This window comes from Williamwhitmania sp., from assembly GCA_035529935.1.
In the GTDB taxonomy this organism is placed as follows: domain Bacteria; phylum Bacteroidota; class Bacteroidia; order Bacteroidales; family Williamwhitmaniaceae; genus Williamwhitmania.
In genome coordinates this window covers 15,220-37,698 of sequence record DATKVT010000073.1, presented here as the reverse complement: position 1 = coordinate 37,698, position 22,479 = coordinate 15,220, and the positions used below count along the sequence as shown (strand labels likewise).

The 22,479-nt window shown below is 44.5% G+C and carries 18 protein-coding genes; 11 read left to right on the top strand and 7 right to left on the bottom strand.

Annotation, left to right across the window (positions count from 1 at the left end; genetic code table 11):
* Window positions 1–12: 12 nt before the first annotated feature.
* The 5 genes from ahcY (at window position 13) to VMW01_05580 (ending at window position 5,116) form a co-directional block, all read left to right on the top strand.
* The gene (ahcY, locus tag VMW01_05600; GenBank protein ID HUW05715.1) at window positions 13–1,431 is read left to right on the top strand and encodes an adenosylhomocysteinase; all 1,419 of its coding nucleotides are present in this window, start codon (window positions 13–15) and stop codon (window positions 1,429–1,431) included.
* A gap of 125 nt (window positions 1,432–1,556) precedes the next feature.
* Entirely contained in the window at window positions 1,557–2,153 is a 597-nt protein-coding gene (locus VMW01_05595; GenBank protein ID HUW05714.1) for an erythromycin esterase family protein, read from the top strand.
* A 129-nt stretch (window positions 2,154–2,282) separates the two neighbouring features.
* Window positions 2,283–2,906: a hypothetical protein gene (locus VMW01_05590; GenBank protein ID HUW05713.1), complete on the top strand. Its 624-nt coding sequence runs from the start codon at window positions 2,283–2,285 to the stop codon at window positions 2,904–2,906.
* Between the two features lie 156 nt (window positions 2,907–3,062).
* Entirely contained in the window at window positions 3,063–4,397 is a 1,335-nt protein-coding gene (locus VMW01_05585) for a HAMP domain-containing sensor histidine kinase (GenBank protein ID HUW05712.1), read from the top strand.
* A gap of 11 nt (window positions 4,398–4,408) precedes the next feature.
* A complete protein-coding gene (locus VMW01_05580; protein ID HUW05711.1) occupies window positions 4,409–5,116 on the top strand; it encodes a response regulator transcription factor in 708 nt (235 codons plus the stop codon).
* An 83-nt stretch (window positions 5,117–5,199) separates the two neighbouring features.
* Here VMW01_05580 and VMW01_05575 read toward each other — a convergent pair whose 3' ends face one another.
* The 4 genes from VMW01_05575 to VMW01_05560 all read right to left on the bottom strand — a co-directional run bounded on the left by VMW01_05575 (window position 5,200) and on the right by VMW01_05560 (window position 12,927).
* Window positions 5,200–6,804 carry a hypothetical protein gene (locus VMW01_05575; GenBank protein ID HUW05710.1) on the bottom strand — a complete coding sequence of 535 codons (1,605 nt, stop codon included), beginning with the start codon at window positions 6,802–6,804 and terminating at the stop codon, window positions 5,200–5,202.
* A 65-nt stretch (window positions 6,805–6,869) separates the two neighbouring features.
* Window positions 6,870–8,045 (bottom strand): DUF4876 domain-containing protein, encoded by a 1,176-nt coding sequence (locus VMW01_05570; protein HUW05709.1) that lies wholly within the window; start codon window positions 8,043–8,045, stop codon window positions 6,870–6,872.
* A gap of 30 nt (window positions 8,046–8,075) precedes the next feature.
* Entirely contained in the window at window positions 8,076–10,808 is a 2,733-nt protein-coding gene (locus VMW01_05565) for a carboxypeptidase-like regulatory domain-containing protein (protein ID HUW05708.1), read from the bottom strand.
* A 190-nt stretch (window positions 10,809–10,998) separates the two neighbouring features.
* Window positions 10,999–12,927 carry a 4Fe-4S binding protein gene (locus VMW01_05560; GenBank protein HUW05707.1) on the bottom strand — a complete coding sequence of 643 codons (1,929 nt, stop codon included), beginning with the start codon at window positions 12,925–12,927 and terminating at the stop codon, window positions 10,999–11,001.
* 242 nt (window positions 12,928–13,169) lie between these two features.
* Between VMW01_05560 and VMW01_05555 the strand changes: the two genes are divergently transcribed.
* Complete coding sequence (locus tag VMW01_05555) at window positions 13,170–15,740, top strand: prolyl oligopeptidase family serine peptidase (protein ID HUW05706.1); 2,571 nt, start codon at window positions 13,170–13,172, stop codon at window positions 15,738–15,740.
* Window positions 15,741–15,747: 7 nt separating this feature from the next.
* Here the strand turns inward: VMW01_05555 and VMW01_05550 are convergent, their stop codons facing one another.
* Together VMW01_05550 and VMW01_05545 are read right to left on the bottom strand one after the other, a co-directional pair.
* The gene (locus VMW01_05550) at window positions 15,748–15,873 is read right to left on the bottom strand and encodes a hypothetical protein (GenBank protein ID HUW05705.1); all 126 of its coding nucleotides are present in this window, start codon (window positions 15,871–15,873) and stop codon (window positions 15,748–15,750) included.
* Window positions 15,874–16,074: 201 nt separating this feature from the next.
* Window positions 16,075–18,228 carry a S46 family peptidase gene (locus VMW01_05545; GenBank protein ID HUW05704.1) on the bottom strand — a complete coding sequence of 718 codons (2,154 nt, stop codon included), beginning with the start codon at window positions 18,226–18,228 and terminating at the stop codon, window positions 16,075–16,077.
* 447 nt (window positions 18,229–18,675) lie between these two features.
* Here VMW01_05545 and VMW01_05540 point away from each other — a divergent pair, with 447 nt between their 5' ends.
* Both VMW01_05540 and VMW01_05535 read left to right on the top strand, forming a co-directional pair.
* Window positions 18,676–19,008 (top strand): DUF2185 domain-containing protein, encoded by a 333-nt coding sequence (locus VMW01_05540; protein HUW05703.1) that lies wholly within the window; start codon window positions 18,676–18,678, stop codon window positions 19,006–19,008.
* Between the two features lie 70 nt (window positions 19,009–19,078).
* Window positions 19,079–20,458 carry a YihY/virulence factor BrkB family protein gene (locus tag VMW01_05535; GenBank protein HUW05702.1) on the top strand — a complete coding sequence of 460 codons (1,380 nt, stop codon included), beginning with the start codon at window positions 19,079–19,081 and terminating at the stop codon, window positions 20,456–20,458.
* A gap of 27 nt (window positions 20,459–20,485) precedes the next feature.
* On the opposite strand, the gene VMW01_05530 is transcribed toward VMW01_05535, so the two are convergent.
* Window positions 20,486–20,923, bottom strand: a complete 438-nt coding sequence (locus tag VMW01_05530; GenBank protein HUW05701.1) for a hypothetical protein — start codon at window positions 20,921–20,923, stop codon at window positions 20,486–20,488.
* Window positions 20,924–20,945: 22 nt separating this feature from the next.
* Between VMW01_05530 and VMW01_05525 the strand changes: the two genes are divergently transcribed.
* From VMW01_05525 to greA, 3 genes are all read left to right on the top strand, one after another.
* Window positions 20,946–21,323, top strand: coding sequence for a hypothetical protein (locus VMW01_05525; protein ID HUW05700.1), 378 nt, complete (start codon window positions 20,946–20,948; stop codon window positions 21,321–21,323).
* The gene (locus tag VMW01_05520) at window positions 21,316–21,894 is read left to right on the top strand and encodes a hypothetical protein (GenBank protein HUW05699.1); all 579 of its coding nucleotides are present in this window, start codon (window positions 21,316–21,318) and stop codon (window positions 21,892–21,894) included. The genes VMW01_05525 and VMW01_05520 overlap by 8 nt, the downstream gene beginning before the upstream one ends.
* Before the next feature lie 111 nt (window positions 21,895–22,005).
* Window positions 22,006–22,479, top strand: a complete 474-nt coding sequence (gene greA / locus VMW01_05515; protein HUW05698.1) for a transcription elongation factor GreA — start codon at window positions 22,006–22,008, stop codon at window positions 22,477–22,479.

The window sequence follows — 22,479 nt, the reverse complement described above, 5'->3', positions numbered from 1 at the left end:
AACCACGCTACCATGGAAAAGATAATCAACGAAACCCTCCCCTACAAAGTTGCCGACATAAAACTTGCAGAGTGGGGCAGAAAAGAGATAGCCATTGCCGAAAAGGAGATGCCGGGTCTGATGGCCATTCGGAAGAAGCATGCCGACCAAAAGCCACTTAAAGGTGCTAGGGTAATGGGCTCGCTGCACATGACCATCCAAACCGCAGTGCTCATCGAAACGCTGAAGACACTTGGAGCCGACGTACGGTGGTGCAGCTGCAACATCTTCTCCACGCAGGACCACGCCGCTGCAGCCATTGCGGCAGCCGGAATTCCAGTTTTTGCATGGAAGGGTGAAACGTTGGAAGAGTATTGGTGGTGCACCGCACAGGCGCTATCGTTCCCCGGTGGCAAAGGTCCAAACCTTATTGTGGACGATGGCGGTGACGCTACCCTGCTAATACACAATGGCTACAAGGCCGAGGATGATGCCACGGTGCTCAACAAAAAGGCCGAGAGCCACGAGGAGCAGGTAATATTGAACATTCTAAAAGATATTCTGGCCGAGGATGGGCAGAAGTGGCACCGCACCGTAAAGGAGTGGAAGGGCGTTTCGGAGGAGACCACCACCGGTGTTCACCGTCTCTACCAAATGCAGGAGAAGGGCGAGCTGCTGGTTCCCGCCATCAACGTGAACGACTCGGTTACCAAGAGTAAGTTCGACAACCTCTACGGCTGTCGCGAATCGCTTGCCGATGGCATTAAGCGCGCTACCGACGTGATGCTTGCAGGCAAGGTGGTTGTGGTGTGTGGCTACGGCGATGTTGGAAAAGGCTGCGCCAGAAGCATGCGCTCCTACGGCTCACGCGTTATTGTTACCGAAATCGACCCCATTTGCGCGCTGCAGGCTGCCATGGAGGGCTTCGAAATAAAGACCGTAGAGGAGACCCTCAACGAAGGCAACATTTACGTTACCACCACCGGCAACTGCGACATCATCACCCTCGACCACATGAAACAGATGAAGGACCAAACCATTGTGTGCAACATTGGCCACTTCGACAACGAAATTCAGGTGGACAAGCTCAACACCATGCCGGGCATAAAGAAGGTAAACGTGAAGCCTCAGGTGGATCAATACTTCTTTCCCGACGGACATTCCATATTCCTGCTGGCTGAAGGCCGCCTAGTAAACCTTGGCTGCGCTACGGGGCACCCCTCATTTGTGATGAGCAACAGCTTCAGCAACCAAACGTTGGCCCAACTGGAACTGTGGACAAAGTCGCTCAAGGTTGACGTTTACCGTCTGCCCAAGGAACTCGACGAGGAGGTAGCACGGTTGCACCTAGAACAGCTAGGTGTAAAGCTCACCAGTCTCACCCCCAAGCAGGCCAGCTACATCGGAGTAAAACCCGAGGGGCCTTACAAACCGGACCACTACAGATACTAGAAATCCACTTTCATTCTTCGATTTTATCTGAAAGTTTTAAATAAAACTAAAATACTTAAACAAGAAATTAAAGGTACTGCAATATTGTGGTACCTTTAATTTTTATACCATATCGATATCATAATATGAAAATGTTTACCCAAATATTTTTGGCAACCCTTCTTGTTGCGCATGGAGTATTGGTTTATTCCCAAAACAGCTATACAAAGACAAGCAAAATAGATACTGCATTGCTGTGTAACAGGAGAATTATTGCCATTGGCGAAGCTACACATGGCAGTCATCAAGAGCAGGTCTTCAAGGATAGCCTGATTCGAAACTTAGTAAAGGTATGTGGGTTTAATACCATACTATTAGAAGCCAACCGCAAAGCAGTTCAGCCACTAAATAGTTACATACAAAGCGACACAACCGTGGACATTCGCAACGAAATGATACGCGATTACCGATTGTATTGGGTATGGAAAACCGATGAGTATGTGGAATTGCTTGACTGGATAAAACAACACAACAAAAACACAGGGAGAAAAGTGCAATTGGTCGGCATTGATGTAAACGACAACTCTGTAAAAATGAGAGACTCGCTAATGGCTGTAAACGTCAAATATACTATGGGCGATTCCCAAAACAGCAAAGCCATCTTGTTGGCTCAGGATAGCCATATTGCTGGGTACGACCATTCTGATTTCACATCTATGGGTGGTTACTTGAAAAGAATGTAAGGAGCAAACTACTTCACCATTGGTCAGCTATTTGGCAAAGGAAGTTTCAACACTCTTCTTGCCAGTAATGGCTATGACCTTAACGACACCTCTTATGTAACCTACGACATAAGCAATTTGTCCAAAAAGTTGAAGGAAAACACAGAAAAGGAGACAATAGTCGTAACAAGCGGAAACCGTATGCTAAGGAGAGCAAGACACGTTTGGCTGTATGGAGCATCGCTTCCAAGTATTGGTATAAAGAGGTCCTATAAATGCAAACCCAACGAATGGTTCGATGCTATTGTCTTTCATGACAGCATATGGTCTGCATCTAACCTCATGCGAAATGGAAATTACTATGTTTATGCAAACTATAATGCAAAAATTGACAGCACAATAAATTGTGATTCAGTAACGGTGACAACGGATTATAATACGACCTGCAAAACGATAGTAGAAACGCAGTTCTTCAATGGCAATATGTATCTAGAATCGACACGAGACACACTCAAAATGGGGATTAACTCTCTCATCAATAAAATTGCGATCAAAGGGAACGTCAATAGTATTAAAGTATATGTCAACCTATTCTCCAACGGAGAGGTAACCCTTACCAATTTTTCAGTAGTAAATTCAGCATCAATAGTTCTTTCAAATACTATTTTTCAGGAAAAGAACAATACGACAATACCAATCAGGCCCAAAAGCAACCTCAAGTTAATTGTTACCTATAGCAAAAACGGGATTAAGTTTGAAAGAAAAGCACCTTAAACAGGTGCTTTTTTCTTTTCACCCATGGTTATAGGTCATCCATAAAATAGAGGTACCAACCTCCGTGTTCTTTAACATTATTTTAACAAGAGGCCGCAAGGATTCATGCGTGTAATAACCTAATATTGAAAAAAGTAGAAACAACAATCCAAAACAATGCTGATTCCACACCCTGCAACAACTCCAGCAAAAAAGAGTATCATGGGGAAAAAGTATCTCTTGAGAAAAAAGAACATCCCCCTTCTTGGTGGCATTGCCTTCATTGGTGCCCTTGCAGGGTTGCTTGTCACCCAATACTTCTGGATCACCAATGCATTCACTCTTTCGGAAGAACAGTTTGATCATAGGGTTACGCTGGCCTTAAATGAGATAACCACTGAACTCAATCAGGACATCGACAAATACCACGGGTGCACAAATATCACCTGCCTGAGATACGACCAAGCACATACCTGCGTCGCCGATGTAGTTAAAACCGACAATCTCAAAAAAATGATTGCCAACCATATTGCCAACTACGATCTCGACACACTGTATCTCTTTACGCTCACCAAGGCCAAGGACACCACCGTTCTGTTTTCGAAAGGAACCATCAGCAAAGAGCTCTGCCTTAAGCCGCACAAAGCATGCCTCGACTGGAAACCTGAAACCTACTACATCAGGCTTTACTTTCCCGAAAAGCAAAAGTTCATCCTAGCAAAGCTCTCGTGGTGGATTGGATTGTCCGTTGTTTTCACCATTGCCCTTGCAGCAATATTCCTCTACATTGCCTTCAAAACGCTACGTCAAAAGAAACTTTCGGAGGTTAAGGATGACTTTATAAACAACATTACCCATGAGTTTAAAACGCCCATATCCACCATTGAGGTTGCCTCATCGTTTCTCACCAAAATTGACCAGCACACTGCTCTAGATAAGATTAGAACCTATGCCGGCATTATTCACGAAGAGAACTCCCGCCTTAAAAACCAAACGAACTACATTCTCAAAATAGCACAGATGGAGAGGCGGTGCGTCGATTTTAACATAAAACCTTTCGATCTAAACAGCCTAATTTACAAATCGGTAAAAGAGTTTGTCATGTTCGACCGAGGGAAACACATTGACATTAAGCTGTGCCTTGCACCCGAAATCAAGGAAGTTGATGGAGATGAGTTCCACCTAAAAAATGCCCTATCGAACCTGCTGGACAATGCCGTTAAGTACTCCTCGGAAGATGTTATTATAAAAATCAGCACTCAAATTACCAATGGGAAAGTGTTGATGGCAGTAGAAGACAACGGGAATGGCATTAGCAAGGAGCACCAAAAACATATCTTCGAAAAATTCTACCGGTGTAACATTGGAAATCTCCATAACACAAAAGGATTTGGGCTAGGACTTTTCTACGTCCAAAAGGTGGTGGAGCATCACCACGGAACCATCCAGCTTTGCAGCCAAGTAGGAAAAGGCACAACATTCTCGATACAATTACCGCTTAAAACAGCATAGGAGACCATCGTATGAAACCAAAAGGAAACCTACTACTTGTAGAAGATGACAAAAATCTAGGCTTTGTGTGCAAAGATTTTTTGGAAATGCAAGGCTACGTTGTTGATCTCAGAAATGATGGAATTGAAGGATTTACGGCATTTACCGAAAAAGAGTTTGACCTTGTGTTGCTCGATATTATGATGCCCCACATGGACGGACTAACGCTTTCGAAGGAGATTAAACGGAGGAATAAGCATGTGCCCATAATCTTTCTCACGGCAAAAAACTTGCATCCCGATATAGTAAAGGGATTTAAGGCTGGTGCCGACGACTACATAACCAAGCCGTTCAACACCGAACTACTGCAGCTTCGCATTGAGGCTATTCTCCGCAGAACCAAAGACATGATTCCCGTTCAGGAAGAATTCAACATTTTTACGCTAGGAAAAGCAATTTTTGACTACCCAAACCTAGTTCTCACCAGCACTAGCGAACAGCATAAGCTAACCAAAAAAGAGGCGGAGCTGCTGCGGCTATTCTGCCTCAACCGTAACCAAACCATATCGCGGGAAACGGCACTAAAAACCATTTGGGGTGACAACGACTACTTTTTGGGAAGAAGCATGGACGTATACATTGCTAAGCTACGTAAGCATTTAAAAAAGATTGGAAGCGTTGAGATTGAAACCGTGCATGGCCAAGGATTCAAGTTGAACGATTTTAATATGGCCTCATAAACCACGGCACAATCATAAATCAAAAGAGGTTGCTGCATAATGCGGCAACCTCTTTTTTCAATCTAAAACTTAACACATGTATACTAGAGATAAGACAGTCCAACAGATATGGAAAACCACTGACGGGAGCTGTTTCGCTTTAGGCTAAACGCATCCGTAGAGGTTTGTCCATCCCAATGAAAATCAATGAACGAGGAATACACTTTACCTTTCATTCGCAAAGGTCTTATTAGCTTACAACCAACAGACACTTTGCATCGGTTAGTGGTGAGATACTCAAAATCGGGATAGGTAATATTGTCGGCTTCCCACGAAAGGCCCGTAACCAAATTGCCAACGCTTAGGCTGCTCGAGAGCACATGGTAATAGGTAAAAGCAGCAGACGGTAACAAAGCCAATGAGCCAAAACTCCATTGGCGCGTAAAGTTGGGGCCAACGGACAGAGAAGTAAACTTTAGCTCCGACTTCGGAGTAAAGAAGTACTTCTGATCAATCGACTCCATTGAAATGCGCAAGCCTCCTATCCACCTCACATTACCATTTGTCAGCCCAAACATGTTCAGCTCCGAATAAACATTATCGCTTGTAGCCTTGTATTTAACTGTCTTAAACAAGGTAACATAGTGAGGATTCGTTGGATCATTGGAAACAAACTTTTGGTCCGACTCAGAACCTTCGTGTTGGACAAAATCGCCTCCTACAATAATTTGCAGCTTGCCAAACGATGGTCGCTTTTCAAATGCAGCGAACCCATAGTACCGGTTACGTGAGTAGTCGCCACCATTTTGCTTAACACTATAACCGTCGGTGGTGGTTTCCGAATACGACCGGTAGCCACCTGATAGCATAACGGCATTACCGAGCCAGCAATACTTCCCCTGAACCTCGGCACCTGCGGCAAACCCCTTGTAGGTGCGCTCCTCAGTATCCTCCATTACCGCATCTTTGTAGCTGGCAAGTCCAAGCATTTTAATAAAGTGATACTGCTTATTGCTATTACTAAACTTAAAATCGAGTGCCTCCTTAAAAGTCTCAACCACACCATTCAACCCAAACTGAAATCGACCGAATTGGCCCATAATAGAAGGTGTCACGGTTAGGTCATTCGACATGGAAAGTGGTCTTGGATCGAGCTGCCGTGCCCCCGTGGCAACGCCATAGTTAATACCCAGCCCACCGTAATATCTCTCCCAGAAGTGATTGGTTGCAACTAGTGCATTGAGCCTGTAAACCTGCTTAATCCACTTTGCACTAGTATAATCGGCATAAACATAGGGAGTGCCCCTGTAAGGGTTGAGAATATCTGTGCCTCCCAAGGCAGACTCGTCTACCTGCTTAAACGAAAAAGAACCATATAGCTTAAGACCTTTAACTCGCTCATACTTTGCCGCGCTAAAACCGTATGAATTTGACTCGTACGGCTCCTGCGGACGACGGAAGTCCCCTATTTCATGGTTTATATCCAAGGTAGCCATGCCTATTCGCTCCACTTCGCTTACGCTCAATCCTGCTGCATTGGATGTTCTTAACCACAGCGACTCCCTATTTACATAGCTCCACTTGAGTGGCAAGGAAAGACCCAGCGTTGAATCGGTAATGGCTACACAATGCTTCTGACTATATGCAGGTTCAAAAGCCAAGCAGCAGAGCAATGACAAAAGCGAAATTCCACCTAATATTTTTTGCATGGCATGAAAATGTTAAAAGCGAGAAACCCGCACCTAACAAATAAGTGCAGGTTTCTAAACACTTGCTAAAATCCTAAAGAAACAGGAGTTACACATTCAAAATCGTCGGCAGAGCTGTTGCTATCCTGCAACACCTTACGACCATCATCGGTAGTATTGGCAACCTTACGCTTCATGGTATAGCCGCTGTAAAGCCCTTGACCATAAGCAAAGGTGGCATCAATAGGTGTATTTAACCGCTTCAATCCGGAGGAGTTGGCATCAGCAAGAATTTCAACACCATCAATAACGAGGGCGTTGGGAATCTGTATGTAAAGTGCCGTTGAGGTGGTACCTGGGCGTAAACATTTTGCCAAGGCATCAAAGTTGTCGGTTCTCCAAATAACAATTGCAGGACCATTCATATTCAAGTAGTAATCGTAACCAAGGAAAGTAAAATACTGAAGGTTTAGATTTATCGATTCAGCAACATCAACATCAGTTCCATTCTGTTTTTCCACATAAGTTTCAAACTTTGAACCTGATAAATCGATGGAGTTGGCATTCTGCTCCAAATGGTTAAGGGCAGTTTGTGCAATAACAATTGATTTTCCAGCCTCAAGAGGATATTCTTGTCCTGTACCAGGAATCTGCCACACGGTGGAAGCATACACGTTACTATTGTCGCTCTGAAACTCGGTAGGTGTTGTGCCTGATGGATTTCCCCAGATGTCGGAGATAAGCAGTCCATCGAGATAAACTACTTGGTCCGAATTATTGTAAATCTCTATAAACTGATCCGCCTTATAGTTGGCACCAGAAGGGGTTTTACAACCCTGATAATAAACTTGTCCAATTACCAAAGAGCCCTGAGAATATGGCTCAAGCACCATGGCAAAACTGGCCGATTCAACACCATAGATTTCAACATTCTTTACGGCTCTCAATCCTACGCTAATCTCAATACCGGATACCTCCTTTGCCTGCTGAGCATCGAGGGTGATGCTGGAAGTAACAGTGTAGGAGCCTGGTTCTACATTTTCGAAAATAGCAGTTCCATCCGAACCAACAACGCCAGTATAGGTAACACTAGTGGTGGTATTCTTTATGGAAACATCGGCACCTACAGCATGCTGCTGGATGTAGGTATCGGGATAGCTCACCGTAACAGTGGCAGTATAAGTTGTATTACTATCACTTTTTGTGCAGCTGACTAGCACAGCCACTGCAAGGGGAAGGACAAAACATAATAACTTTTTCATAGGTCAGTAGTAGTTAAGTTAAACATGAGATTAGAATTTCATATATAGTTCTGTGCCAAAGAAGATGTTGGGGTTAAGTGTTTGATAGGTACCAGTGCGCTTGCTTTTTACCGTAGGGCGACTGTAGAAAACATTGTTGGCAAAGAAGGAAAAGCCAATATTAGGCGTTATATTCTTGGTTAACCGAAGGTTAAACTGCCACAAATTTGGCCAAGTCTCTGCCTTTGAAGCATTAGGGTTAACCACCGCAACCAAATCGGAATATTCGGGCAGACGTGCCTGTTCTGGGGTCAACCACGTGGGTACTCCTTTCGAATCGATATACCCAATGGGGTACTCTGCACAACTGTATTTCTGGTAGTTTAACCAAATGGTTTGAATGGTAAGAGACACAACAAACCGTAGCTCAGGAATATTATGAACGATGCGAATAGTTGTGGTAAATCGCTTGTTACGGCTCAACTTAGCATCGGCTGGGTATATCCCCAAACGGGTATAGTTCTGCTGATTCTTCCCAGTTTGAACAAGGTTGTCGGATGAAGAACGCTCGGAGTATATGTAGGCTCCGTTGGCAGAAATGGAGGTGCGAATGGCATCTATTCGACCTAGGTTCAGATCGAACTCTATCCCTTTATTGTCCTCCTTCACAGAGTTGGTTGGGGTGGTGTAGATGGCCATGAAAACAGTATCTTTTACCGAAGGATTGTTTGGATCGTAAAGAGGTGGTTGGCCCGTTTGAAGAACCAAATCAGAGGTATTCCAGTAATCATAGGTTACCGGTTTTACGGTCTGGCTGAAGCTAAAACCGTGACGGAGCTTCTCCTGAAACAGGGTAATTGCCAACTTCACCTTACCAAACGACAAATCGGCACCCACCTCAACCTTGCTATTCTCTGAAGATCTAATGCTATGGTTTTCGGTTGATATCACCCGGGTGGTAAGAAGAGTTAGTCTTTCCGCTGGATTCAGGGAAGAGTAGTAATCGCAGCTCACCAAATCGAAGTATGCATTATTGGGGTAGAGGTGAACAAGCCCAGGAGCCTTTGCCGTTACACCGTAGCCTCCGCGAATTTCCAAAAACGAAGCCACTTTATACGAGGCATTAAACCGTGGAGCAAGCACGCTCGATTCTACGTTAGTTCCTGGCTGAATAAGGTCGTAGCGTAAACCAGCCTGAACCTTCAGGTCCCTACTGGCTACTCTATAGGTAAGATTGTCCTCAAGGAAGGCGGAGTAGATGTTAAGAAAAGGAATGTCGTTATATGACCTAGGACGTGTTGATGAACCCGCTTTCTTTGCAGGTCTAGTAACATCGTACTGAAAACCAGCACCAATATTACCATCCGACTTAACCTCCAGCCCTGCCACTATCCGATGTCTTCCACCAAAAACTTCCGTCGACATGCTGTTGGTGAGCTTTGCAAACAGATTAATCGGCTCACCCTCAACCGTTGCTACACCCCAATACTCGCCAGGCAAATAAGCAGCGGCTACCATGGTATCCTTTTTAGCCCATGTAATGGCTAGCCTATCGGGAGAGATCAAGTCGCGATAATAGCCTTCGGAGTAGCCATAAGCAGCAGAAAAGTCAAACTTCAATGAACGAGAAAACGGTTTGTTTAGCGAAAGTCGGGTAGTTCCTGTAAATCGCACACCCCGCTCCTTCGACCATGTGTCGGAATGCATGGCCTCATCGTCCGGATCTTTCTTAACCTCATCAATGGTGCTATACCCTGACAACTTAAGAGTAGCTTGCATCTTCCCCTCCAAAAAACTGTTGGAGTAGGATAGCTGACCATTGAAACGCTTAAACCCCTTATTGGAGAAACGCTGGTCGGAATAGCTACTGGTATAGTCAGCATCAACATTTAGAAATCCACGTTTTTCCCCCAGTTCAAAACCCTTCCCAACCGAAAATTCCATATTGTTGGGATTAATTTTAGTTCGAAACTCAAATGGTGCTTTCCCTGCCTTCGTATTCACAATCACGGCGCCCGAAGTTAGGTCTCCATACTCAACGGAGGGGATACCCCGAATAACCTCAATGGACTCAATATTGTCCGCAGAAATCTGACGAAGGTCGACACCTTTCCCTGAAACTGATGTAAAGTTTGGATCGGAGCTGGACGCGGTATTTTGAACCTGAAGGTTTGCATTGTTTGATATTGGTGCGCCATCCACTACCACAGATGCCCCAAATGCATTGTTATCGGTTGCCTCCACCTGCCGAATGGAAACCTGAGCGGCCTTGCTTAAATCGGGGTTCTGAGCCACCTGCCCAGGAAGAAGCTGCATCAAATCGCCAAGGCTGTTTGGCTGCAAGTGCTCAATTACGGTTCGTTCAAGGGTGGAGCCTGTACTGGCACCAGCCTTATTTTCCTTGGCAACTACGGCAACCTCCTTGAGGCCAAACGACATCTCCTCAATGGATATGGTAAGCTGAAATGTTTTGCTTTCGTTGAACTCAAACGTTTGCTGAAATGGAGCGTAACCAAGATTCTGAACAACAATATCAACCTTACCTAATGGTACATTATTAAAGGTAAAAGTTCCCTTCGAACAGGTAATACTCCATAGACCATACTGCACCAAATTCACGGCTGCCGCTTCAACTGGTTTCCCTGTTGCTTTATCGACCACAACCCCACGAATTGCGACCAACCCATCTGTGGGATATGGACCATTACCGTTCTGAGCCTCTACAGAATTTAAACCAAGAAACAGTAGACTAAGCAGAACAAGACTATATTTCATCGTTTTCATTTACACGGGATGTTGTTTGTTTCAGAAACAGAAAGAAGGCATCACATCTAAGGTTCGAAGTTATTGCTTTGCCACCCGTACCAATTTTTCATTAGGCGTTTAACAATTCTTTAACAACTCCTTATCCTAGCTAAAACCAAAGGTGAAAAACAAGTTGGGCCACAGTAGAAACTACCGGGCCCAACTTTCATTAATCTTTCTCTTTTAATACGTTAAGTTGATTTTCAATCTTCTTAACGGAACCATCAGTAAATCGAATGGTAAGCGTATCAGCTCTCATGAGGTCGAGCACCTTATCCTTAGACGTTAGACCTTTTAGGAATACAACCACGCCTTCGGGGTTGGAGGAGGAAAATCGCGTTTTGAAGCTGACAATGGTGCTATCGTTAGATAAATGACTTGCCAAATACATTATTGGTCTTGCAAATATTGGGGACTTTGCCTGCGGAAGGAAAACAGCAAGTGAATCTGTATTGCTGAGGTTATAGCTACCCGCTGCCTTAAATTCTTGCTCAAATGGTTTAAACCATCTCTGTTCAACCTGCAGCTTCGTAAAAGTTTCGTAGCCTGGTTTCAGAAACTCAAACTTATAGTCCAAATCGGTGGTAACAGTCCTTGCTGCAGCACCCTCCCCTTCGGTATAGGTAAGTGTGGGCGATGATATTATGCCGGGTAACTCTTCTACGCGAAATATTTGTGGATTGTAAAATACTCGGATGAGCACTGGTTCACCCCACTCCGTTTCGTAGCCGTAAACCCCTTTATGTGGCTTCATTAACCGAAGAAAGTTAACGTAGTCGTTTCGTCCATAGAAGTTGTTAACTCCTATAACCACAGCCCTCAAGGTATCGCTTTCCAATTTTGGACGATTTATCCAAGAGTGGAATGGAGCATAAATAGCCCGTTTCAGATCCTTCTCAGCAATGATGTCGGGGTTATAGTAAATTTTCACATGATGTGAACCAACGTAAGTCTTAACGCCAAGCACACCTTTAACCTTGTGCATCTGGCTTGCAAAGGCCATTGAGCTTCCGTAGCACTTAACATTATCCATTTTGTCCTGAACGTAAACGCCAGCCTGCTCAATCTCCTCGGCTGAACCCCAACGCTCATCAATTGTAGGAACCTCTGTAATGCTCCCCCACACAATGCCTAAAAAAACCAACGCCACTATAGCTAAAGCAGGTATCCACAGCTTTCGTTTCCCGTTGTAACCCAGCGCCTGCTCCTTTTTACATGCGGTAACACACTCGCCACACAAGTTGCAATCGATGCACGTTACGGAACCCTTCACTTCCGACACCTTAATTCCTTGAGGACAGGCCCTATCGCACAGCTTACATCCACTGCAGGCACTATCATTCTTGGTCACCTTTATCAATGGGAAAACCTTGCGCCTGTAAGGAGCAATTTCCAAAATATAACCACCAATGCAACATGCCGCCAGCAGCCATGTCCATCCCACGTTAATATTTAAAGCAATTAGCACCAAGAATCCCAACACCAAAACGGAGGTCAGTCCAAAAAAGGAAAAGATGTTGGAAACGGCTCCCATTGGGCAGAAGTAACGACACCAAAACTGGCGAATAAAAATGGAGCCAACCAAAAGAAGAATTATAGCAATAATGGCATAGGTAACTACCACATCGCTATTGAATCCACTTACCGTTGCAAAGAAAGGATCGTACTGCTTGCAAAATAGCTCACCTGAACTTACAGTAAAGTAAATTGTGGCAAAGGCCAGCAGATATTTAAGCGAACGTAATGCCTTGTCGGCCAAAGTGGGAATTGCAACCTTTACCTTAAGCCTATCCCCTAACTTTCCTAGCCATTCGCCAATGGTACCCAGTGGACAAAGGTATCCGCAAAAAAGCTTGCTAAAAATCAATATGCCACCAAGCAGGGCCAGCCCCACAAATATCTGGGTGGTTGTCATGGAACAAGCTAGAGAGCCTGCCTCAGCATACCGCAAAAAAGCTTGGAATCCACCAAACGGACAGTATGCCTCAAAATCGATGACAGTGCTAGGTCGAAACCATACAACCAGCAGCAGTAGAATAATGCCGCCCAACAATCCAAGCTGCAGCAGCATGCGCCAAATGTTCTTATTTCCTTTCATAGTATGAGATGCTAAAATTCGATTTGTGATGCAGCGAACTTAGGCAAGCCATTTCTCATAATTGAAAGAAAGCCTTTCGTTAACCCGGATTTAACAACACCTAGCATATAAAACGCTGCATATTTGTCAGTTACAACAAACAGACACCTTTGCAAAGTGTAAAAAAAGTGTTAACGCCGTGAAATAGGCGAAAGGGAGGAAAAGTTCTACTATGTTTGTTTCTATTTGACTTTAAAACTGCCATGAATAGACAAAACTTCAAAGCACACTCTACACTACCTATTGCTCGCTTTTTACTACTGACCGCTTTCCTACTCCTTACCCTGCAGCTAAGTGCTCAACAGGGGATCCCGATCGACAGCCTTGGAAAGGGACCTGAAATAGGTCAGTTTACAGCACTTGAAAATGGAAAGGCCTTTATTTACTCAATAAAGGAAAACAGGAATGAGAACTACTTCCTTGTCAAATTGAATGGTGTCACAAAATGTCTGGGAGAACTAACATCTTGGGAACAAATTGACAATGGAAGGTTCATTGGCGTTGTAGCTAAGCAAAAAAAAGAGGTTTCACTCATCAACACAGAGACATTAAAGCAAGCGCCCATTGGCAAGAATGGTAAGAGGCTTATTGATGTGGGGAAGAATAGCGTAATAGTGGAACTGAATAGTAAGAAAAAGAAGGAGTACATCACATTCAACATTGCTCACAACAACTCACTTCCCGACACCTTCAATATTTACAGCACATCCCCCGACAATGGATACCTGCTGTTGGGAAATACCATAGATTCAACCACTCAATTCTTTCGTTACTCCTTTGCCAACAAGTCGAAGAAGACAATTGCAGAAACAACCGGAAACATTCTTGATTTAGCCATAAGCCCAAATGGTGAATGTGCCGCCATAGCCTACACAAACAAAGGGAGAAGCTATCTTCTTCAGCTTAACTTGAACAAAGTGGGTGAGCATCTCGATACCATTCCCTCCGGATGGGCACTTGCCACAAAGCCCATGCTATCCTTTAGCAGCAGTGGAGCAACATTACAACTTCTTCTTGAGAAAGTTGATAGTACCAGCCTACTAAACAGCAGCATCGAAGTATGGGATTATCGCGATGTAACACTTGCCTCTGCCGAAGCGAAAAGGGAGGAGCGGAATCTCAATCGAAAATTCTTGTGGATAGCCCAGAACGGAAAGCTCCAACAGGTAGAAAATGACACGCTGCAAAAGGCTCGTCAAGTAGGAAACAGCACGCGCTACTACATAGGCAGCGTTGAATATCCTTACCTAAAGCAGCGCTCTTGGGAGAGTGGGAAAAAGGCAGATTACTACCTAATTGACCTAGAAAACAGTTCGGCCACCTGCCTTAAAAAAGGGGCGATGTTTTACGTAAACTCCTCCCCAAGTGGCAAGTATCTCTACTGGTTCGATACCGATTCCTGCTGGCATTCCTACTCCATTGCCAGCAAAAAGGAGAACATTATAACAGAAGGTGCTAACGATTTCTTTTTCAACATCAGGAACGATGAACCCACTTGGCCCGGGCCATTTGCCCCCGAAGGATGGACAAAAAACGATGAGCACATCATTCTAAAGGGTTACTACGACCTCTGGAAATGCGACCCATCGGGCAAAGAGGCTCCGCTGTGCCTCACCGCTGGATATGGAAAAGAGCACAACATGCAGCTGCGTATATGCGAAGCCAGCAAAAAGCGTGGACTAAACGAGAAAGAGGTGGTTGTGGCAGAAGGATTTTCGCTCTCAACCAAAGAATCTGGATTATTTGAGATAGCACTCTCAAAGTCAACTCAACCACGATTGCTCCATGGCGGAAATTTCAAATTAACCGCCACAAAAGTTTTAAGCAACGGAGCAATTGCATGGAGGCAGGAGACGTATAACAGCTATCCCGATATTTTCTACAAAACACCGGCAGGGGAGGTAAAAAAAGTCACCAACCTTGGCGCCTACTACTCAAAATGGGGCACCGGCAACGTTCAACTAGTTCAGTGGTTTACTCAGCATGGCAAACAAATCCAGGGAATGCTATTTTTACCAGATACGTGTATCAAACCGCCATACCCTCTAGTGGTCAACCTTTACGAAAGGCAGAGCGACGATCTCCACCTATTCAGACGTCCAGAATTTTCCGAGGCCACTATAAACATCCCCTACTATACCTCCAATGGATTTGCCGTATTCATCCCAGACATTGTTTTCGAAGTTGGCAATCCCGGAGAGAGCAGCTTTGAATGTGTTACCAGTGGACTCCGCTACGTGTTTGCAAATTATCCGCAGTTAGACAGCGCCAGAGTTGGCATTCAAGGGCACAGCTGGGGTGCATACCAAGCGGCATATCTTTTAACCCGCACTAACTTATTCAAAGCTGCTGTTGCCGTTGCTCCGGTAAGCGATATGGTGAGCGCCTACGGAGGACTTAGAAGAGGCGTAGGTAACAGCAGAATGTTTCAGTATGAGAGTGGGCAAAGCCGCATAGGCAAAACCCTATGGGAAGCTCCACAAACCTACATCAACCACTCAACGGTACTTTTTGCAAATAGAATTACAACCCCATTACTCATCATTGCAAACGACAATGACGGAGCCGTTCCTTGGGAGCAGGGCATAGAGCTTTTTCTTGCTCTACGAAGGCTTAACCAACCGGCTTGGCTCATAAACTACAAGGGCGATGCCCATGTGCTGAACAAGCATGAAAACAAAGTAGACCTCACCCAGAGAATGATGACCTTTTTCACGTACTACCTTAAGGGATCAGGCATGCCAGTATGGATGAAAGATCCTTCGTTTGAATAACATTACTTCACTTTATGGTTGGGCATTCCACAGCAATGGGAATGCCCAACTTTGTTTGTAGCGGGTATAGCTGTGTTCTAACACCAGTGCCATACACAATAGCAATTATAAGGAATGGTGTTGCTCGTATCAAGAGGAGATGTTTTTGAGCCTAGAGACGCGCTTAGGATAGCGACCATATTGTCCGAGTCCGCATCAAAACAGCTAGTTTCACACAATCAGCTTTCAAACACCGTATGAACAACGGCAGAAAAACACAAAACAAAAGGAGGGTGCCATTTGGCACCCTCCAAAACATAACCGAAACCTAAAACTAACAAACAAAATATTGTATCTAATCAGCAAATGACATCTCCTGAATTAAGCGGTTATCGTTAGCATACTTGTCAATGACAAAAAGCAAGTAGCGTATATCAAGACATATTGAGCGATTCAGCTGCTTATCGTAAAAAATATCGGTGGCCAGTGACTCGTATACCCCATCGAAAGCAACTCCAACAAGCTCGCCGTGGGCATTAAGCACAGGACTTCCAGAATTACCTCCAGTAATATCATTGGTGGTTAAAAAACACACGGGCATCTCTCCTTTATTTCCATATCGACCATAGTCCTTCGCGGCATATAGCTGCTTGAGCTTGCGTGGAACCACAAATTCGAAATCGGTGCTATCCTCCTTCTGAATCACGCCCTTCAAACGAGTAAAAGGCAGGTCGTAAATTCCATCGCGAGGGCTGTAACCTTCAACGCTACCTGTACTAAGTCGCATTGTGAAATTGGCATCAGGATATAGTGCCTTTGTGGAATCCATAGCAATCAAACCTAGCATAAACAACTGCTTACCTTTCTTTAGTTCCGGGCTATACTTTATGTATACATTCTTCAATTCTAGCACCTTGTTAAATAGTTCCTGAGCATAAACAAATCCAGGATCGTTCTGCAACTTTGTCTCCGAGGGCTTCAACATCATCTTCATGTATTTGACAGAGTCCACAAACACGGATCGCCTAAACATATCGTCCACATATGCCTCAATATTGCCCTTAAACTTGTCATCAATAGTTTTAAAAAACACTGGCCTGTATTCAGGAGTAAGATGGCTCTTCACCAAAGTTAGCATGGCAACCGTAATTTTCCGATCCACCTCCTTGTCGTAATCACGAAAGAAGGCTCTGGCATTCTTCACCAACCGTTCCCTTGTTTCAACCATTTTGGCTCCTCCTTGGTTGGGTTCACCAAGCATTTTAACAAAATAGGAACTTCGAATGCCATTAACATAAACTTCGGTACCCATCATAAGTGCTTCGTTTAAGAAGTGATGCGCATACATCGCCTTCCGTCTTCCCGCCACGGCTCCTTCAATAAGCGGTAGTGCTGTGCCATACTCTTGGCCAAATTCGGAGGAGGTGTTTACCTTCTGCCTAAAAATGGAATCGCGCCGAAAGAATTTCTCCTGCAGATTACAGCTCCGGTAGAGCTCAAGCATCGACTTTGAAACAACCCATGCATTGCTCGACTCAAAATATTTGGCGGAGTATTTAAGCCGTATATCGCTGTTTTCACGCATTGCATTCATCATAATTTGTTGCCGCTGCGCCCTAACTTCATTGCGAATTGAATGTGTGGACTCCATGAGCTCATCAACCTCCGGAGAGGTGAGGTATCGAGTGGTAAAACCGGGGTACCCAAGCACCATGGTAAAATCGCCTTCCTTAACACCTTTAAGCGATATTTTCAGATGATTGTGAGGCACGTATGGTATATTTTTTTGGCTGAATTCCGCTGGATTATTATCCTTATCGGCATATATCCTGAAAAGGCTGAAATCACCAGTATGCCTTGGCCACATAAAGTTTTCGGTATCGCCACCAAACTTCCCAATGGATTCAGGAGGAACTCCAACCAACCGAACATCGCTAAATGTTTGATAAATGAAGAGGTAGTACTTAGTTCCATTGTAAAACGACTCCAAGCTGGCCTCCATTCCCTTCTCTTTTGCCACCTCACCTGCTAGGGTTCGACCTATCCGCCTCAACTTAAACCCAAGAGCAGACTCATCGGTAATTGTATCCAGCTGCGATTTAACCTTATCGGTAACATCTTCAATTTTTACTAGAAAAGAAACAGTAAGACCCGGCACCGGCAACTCCTCCTCCATCGACTGTGCCCAAAATCCATTTTCCAGCATATTGTTCTCCTTGCTACTGAAGGAGTGAAAGTAATCGAATCCGCAGTGATGGTTGGTGATGAGCAACCCTTTATCGGACACAACCTCTCCTGTACATCCTCGTCCAAACATCACCACAGCATCCTTTAGGCTAGAGTGATTTACGCTATAAATATCGTCGGCAGAGAGCTCTAGCCCCTGTGCCTTCATTGTTCCCATGTTCATTTTTTGCAAGAGCGGCAAAAGCCACATACCTTCGTCAGCGTTGACAACCGGAATGCCCAAAAAGAGAGTGCAAACAATTAAGATGATTAACTTTTTCATAAGGTTTAGTCTTTACAATTTGTTGGCTATATGGGCTATTCTGAGTTTTTGTAAAAAGGATGCACCATTAGAACAGGAAACTCAGAATATCGCATACTCCTATTGCAACAAATGTAACCCTTTGGGCCTATGGCGGCTGTTAAAAGATTGTTAATGGGATTATTCGCAAAAAGGAGTCGGGAAACAAATTAACCGCAAAGTTGATTTCATCATATTGGCAGCAAGCCAGCTGGCAGCACTCTGGCAGCAACGAGAGAGGGAATTAAGAACTATTTCTCACAGAAGGAACATCCCTTCTCCTAATTTCTTTTTTCAACGAAAGATATCGCAGCGAATGAGCTTTTCAGTAACTTTGAAGAACGGGGTTCTGGCACAATTTTGTTAACAGCAACAATGGCGCTAACTTTATCCCCTGAAAAAACTTCACGCAACAAACAAAACAGCACAATGGGAAGCAATCAATACAGAATTAAGGCATACGACATTAAGGAGCTGATTCCGCCAATGGGATTCTGCTACGCCTCCGACACCATTACGGTAGATGGTATGAAGGTGGGTTACATGTACCGCGAAACGCGCGAGGATGATGACGATAGCGGCTGGCGCTTCCTCTCCGGAACCGAAACCGACGAGTATGTGGACGACGACACCAACAGCATGTTTTTCGAGGTAAACGTTATTGCCAACTACGACCCTGCCATAATTCCTTACCTGAAGATGCCCGTTGGAACGGAGCTGGAGCGCGAGGAGGGAACCGACAATTTCAAAAAAATAGAATAAGAAGCGTTGGCAACAAACTCAGGCCACGCTGGGGCATTGATACTATAACTTACACACCAAACTTATTCGTATGGAAACAAGTAGGTCAATACCAAGCCATAAGCCGAAGAAGGGCAAGTTGATGCAGCTCCACAGAGAAGCCGTTCACTTTCTCACCAGGCGCATATGGAGCATACGGCTGGAGCAATTTTCCAAAAACAAGTCGTTCCTCTACCGTACGCTGAGGATTATAGTATTGGCTTTTCGTGGGTTCATGGAGGATCAGGTATCGCTCAGGGCATCGGCACTCACCTTCTACACTTTGATGTCCGTTGTTCCCGTTCTGGCCATGGGCTTTGGTGTTGCCAAAGGGTTTGGCTACGATAAGCTGTTGGAAGCCCAGCTGCTGGACACGCTGAAGGGTCACGAGGAGATAGCATCAAAACTCATCGATTTTTCCAACTCACTGCTTGCCCGTACGGGAGGTGGATTAATTGCCGGAATTGGTATTGCTGTTTTATTTTGGTCAATCTTGAAGGTTTTTGGCAACATCGAACGGTCGTTCAACGCCATTTGGGAGATAGACAAACCGCGCCACTTTACCCGTAAATTCAGCGATTACCTCTCCATGATGCTCATTGCCCCAATTTTAGTTGTGGCCTCCAGCAGCACCAACGTCTACATTATTACTCACTTGGGCACCTATACCCAGCAGCATGAAATGCTGGGATATATAAGCCCGTTTCTCTTCTTTTTGGTGAAGCTAATCCCTTACTTTCTGGTCTGGGTTCTTTTTACGCTCATCTACATTGTGATGCCCAACACCACTGTGAAAACCAAATCGGGAATTGTGGCCGGTATTGTGGCCGGAACGCTCTTTGCAATTACGCAGTGGATTTACGTACATTTTCAGGTGGGCGTTTCACAGTACAACGCCATCTATGGGAGCTTTGCCGCCCTCCCGCTTTTCCTCATTTGGATGCAGACCAGCTGGTTAATAGTGCTTCTGGGGGCGGAAATCTCCTTCGCCATACAGAATGTTCACCTATATGAATTTGAGAACGAAGCCGTTAATATTAGCCATCGTTCGAAGCGAGCCCTTTCACTGTTGGTTATACATCGAATTGTAAGCCGGTTTAAAAATGGGGAACCGCCTTTAACTGCCACCGATCTTTCCACCGATTTAAACATGCCCATTCGGTTGGTTAGGCATATTCTTCATGACCTTACCCAGGCCAACCTAATTGCAGAAACCTACACCGACGAGCCAAAAACCAGAGCATACGTGCCAGCCATCTGGATTGAAAAAATATCGGTACAGTTCGTAAACCAAGCGCTTGACGGCTTGGGCGTTGACCCTGTTATTGAATCTGCACCGCCCGTGCTGAATCACATTCTGACCATTCAGCAGAATTTTGAGGATCACTTAAACAGTGACCCCGACAACAAACTGTTGAAGGATATCGATTAGTCTTGAGAATTTTTTTTGAAGAATAAGCTAGTAACCATTGTAAACAAAAAGTAGGCGACCACTGGCATTTACCGAATACTTTTTTAAGGAATAGCCCCCGCCGCTTGTAGGATAGCCATAGCCCGGCAAGGAGTAGACTCTTTTACATTTGGGGCAAACCACCTGTTGAGGATTATTAGGGTCGATAGCGACTGCCTGACCGAGGTCATTGGGACAGGTAGCATCAAATGCATAATACCCATCAACACCGGAGTTGTAAATAATCACGCCGTGTAGCTGGTAGCCATAATTCGGCACGATAATGGAATTTAGGGGAAAGTTAAGATTGTTGGCATCCGGCATATCCAGATTTATCTGAAAGTTGACAGTCACGTCTGGAACAGGATTCACAATCTCCTTGTTGCACGAGAGCAAGAGGATTGGGAAAAGCAAAATAAAACTAATCTTACGAAACACTTGTTCCATTAAAAATTGTAAATTTGTGACAATGAGGTTTCATGTTAAAACGATACTGGTAGCTATTTTGTTATTTTCTGTAGTTCCAAAAACTTCAGCGCAAAGTACAAAAAAGTATTGTATCGATATTGGTCCCATAAAAGATCCCTTATCGAGAAAAATTATCAGAATGCGCTACAACCGTGACAAAAAGCGGAAAGAGCGGCTGGCTGACAGAATCAAAGAAAAACAGGAGAGGGAATATGAGAAGGCAAGAAAGGCAAGCATAAAAATGCATTTGGCCAATCAGTCGCCAAAACTAAGAAAGGAACTGGAGCAAGAGATGAAGAATGGCAGTATGCCCTATCAGGTAGAAACGAAAAGGCAGAAAATAGCCACAACAAAGAAAAAAAGACAACGTCATGGATAAGAGCACCATCATCTACATCATTGCCATCGGGATATTCATCTTGACGAAAGTTCTTGGTAAAAAGAAGCAACAGGATGCACCAAAAGCTGGTGGCGGCTCTTTTCTCGACGCTCTATTTGGTGAGGAGGCCGCAACAACACCCAAGCAGTCTGCCGACCCATTTGAGGAGATATTTGAGAGTTTTGGCAAAAAGCAACCCGTTACTGAGCCTGCACCTGAACCAAAGCCAACCTCCTTTCGCTACTCCACCATTGAGGATGAATCGAAGGAAGATGTTATTCTTCAAAGTAGGGATGAGGACCTTGACAGCCCTGCCAACGGAATCTTCCAGTCATTAGACATATTGCCGGACGAGAATGATTTTTTTGCCAACCAGGAGGTATTTTCACACATTGGAGCCTTTGAAACCGATGCTCAGGATGAGGCCACCATAAATGCAAACAACGAGATTGGTAAGGAAACGCACTCAATGATTGATTCAAACAACCTCAGAGCCTTTCACCAAGACTTCAGCCTGCGAAAGGCGGTGCTCTACTCTGAGGTGATGAAACCTAAATTTCAGGAATTTTAGAAGATCATCGCGATCTATTTTTTGAAAAGTTTTTTAGTATATTTGCCCCCATTAGGGAGAGTTCCGAGTAATCGGAATTCTTTTTTATTTACCCCTTATAAACAGATATTTATGGCACAGGTAAATTACGTTACGGAAGAAGGGTTACAGCGATTAAAAGCCGAACTCGACCAACTTAAAAACGTGGAAAGACCTGCCATTTCGCGCCAGATTGCAGAGGCAAGAGATAAAGGAGATCTTTCCGAAAATGCTGAGTACGATGCAGCAAAAGAGGCTCAAGGGCTTTTGGAGATGAAGATTTCCAAGCTCGATGATATTGTTGCCAATACTCGAGTACTTGACGAATCAAAGATTGATACATCCAAGGTTCAGATTCTTAATCGAGTAACAATTAAGAACTTGAAGACCAAGGCAAAAATGGTCTATCTGTTGGTTGCCGAAAGTGAAGCCAACATAAAGGAGGGAAGGCTATCCATTGGCACCCCTATTGCGCAAGCTCTGCTTGGCAAGAAGGTGGGTGATACGGTTGACGTTCAGGTACCATCGGGGATGGTAACCTTTGAAATTATGGAAATTTCGCGCTAA